3 protein-coding genes are annotated in these 1,487 nt (G+C 70.7%); all 3 read right to left on the reverse strand.

Features of this window, described 5'->3' with window-relative positions; genetic code table 11:
* Positions 1 to 256, reverse strand: a 256-nt coding sequence (locus tag FV242_RS33855; RefSeq protein WP_147942019.1) for an ATP-binding cassette domain-containing protein, incomplete at its 3' end; no start/stop codon positions are given.
* Between the two features lie 3 nt (positions 257 to 259).
* Positions 260 to 1,168, reverse strand: a complete 909-nt coding sequence (locus tag FV242_RS33860; protein ID WP_147942023.1) for an ABC transporter permease — start codon at positions 1,166 to 1,168, stop codon at positions 260 to 262.
* Positions 1,165 to 1,487, reverse strand: a 323-nt coding sequence (locus tag FV242_RS33865) for an ABC transporter permease (RefSeq protein ID WP_147942024.1), incomplete at its 5' end; no start/stop codon positions are given. The genes FV242_RS33860 and FV242_RS33865, both read right to left, overlap by 4 nt.

Below are 1,487 nucleotides of genomic sequence, written 5' to 3' on the forward strand. Positions count from 1 at the left end.
CCCGCAGCCGGGCCGGCTTGGCCGCCGCGAGATCCTCCCCGGCGAGGCGAATGCGACCGCCGGCACGGGCGAATCCCTCCGGCAGCAGGCCCATGATCGCCAGCGCGGTCATGCTCTTGCCGCAGCCCGATTCGCCGACCAGCGCGATGGTGCGGCCGGCCTCGACGGAGAAGCTCAGGTGCTCCAGCACCGGCACGCTGGCTCCGGCCTGCCGCAAGGTGACGGTGAGGTCTTCGACTGCGAGGACGGGGGGCATCGCTCAGCTCCGCTTGCGCAGACGCGGATTCACTGCGTCGTTGACGGCATCGCCCACCAGGCTCACCCCGAGGACCGCGAGGAAGATCGCCGCCCCGGGCAGCAGCACGGTCCACCACGCCTCCAGGGCGTAGGCGCGGTTCTGGCCGATCATCAGCCCCCAGCTCATCACGTTGGGGTCGCCCAGCCCGAGGAAGCTCAGGGCCCCCTCGAACAGCACCGCGGTGCCGATCGCCAGCGTCGCCGAGACCACGATCGGCGGCGCGGCGTTCGGCAGGATCACCCGGCCGATCAGGTAGAGCGGTCCGGCCCCGGCCGCCCGCGCGGCTTTGACGAAGTCGAGCCCACGCAGGCGCAGGAACTCCGCCCGGGTCAGCCGCGCCGTGGGTGGCCAGGAGACGATCCCGATCGCGATCGTGGTGATCGCGATCCTCTGGCCGAACAGGGTGACCAGGACCATCGCGAACAGCAGGGTCGGCAGCACCTGGAAGAATTCCGTGATTTTCATCAGCACCGTGTCGGTCCGGCCTCCGAAAAAGCCCGCCAGCGCCCCGAAGGTCACGCCGATCGCCACGGTGATCAGGGCCGCGGAGAAGCCGACCAGCAGGGTCGCGCGACCGCCCTGGAGCAGGGCCGCCAGGATGTCCTGGCCGAGGTAGTCCGTGCCGAGCAGCGGATCGCCGCCGGGTGGCTGGAACGGGGCACCGACGATGTCGAACGGATCGACCCCGTAGAGGTGCGGGCCGGCCAGCGCGGCGAACAGGAGGCCGAGCAGGATGGCGAGGCCCAGGAGCCCGCTCGGGTTGCTCAGGAACAGGCGCAAGGTAGCGAGGCCCGGGGCCACAGCTGGTCGGGGCTGCGGCAGCACGGCTTGGGGCTGAACCGGCAGGACTGGCTCGATGGCGGCGCTCATGCGGCCCTCCCGGCACGGATGCGCGGATCGATCAGGCGGTAGAGGAGGTCGGTGACAAGGTTCGCGGCGACGACCAACAGCGCCGAGCAGAACAGGATGCCGAGCAGCGTCGGGTAGTCGCGCCGCAGGATCGAGTCGAAGGTCAGGCGGCCGAGTCCCGGCCAAGCGAACACGGTCTCGACCAGGATCGCCCCCGCGAAGAGCTGTCCGAACTGGAGTCCGACCATGGTGACGAGCGGGATCAGCGCGTTGCGCAGGGCGTGCTTGCCGACCACGATCCACTCCGGCAGGCCCTTGGCACGGGCGGTGCGGACGTAGT

It is taken from the genome of Methylobacterium sp. WL64 (genome assembly GCF_008039945.1).
GTDB lineage: Bacteria > Pseudomonadota > Alphaproteobacteria > Rhizobiales > Beijerinckiaceae > Methylobacterium.

Bases quoted from the DNA above. Each gene is read 5' to 3' on its own strand.
- FV242_RS33860 (WP_147942023.1), bottom strand. From the start codon at position 1,168: ATGAGCGCCGCCATCGAGCCAGTCCTGCCGGTTCAGCCCCAAGCCGTG.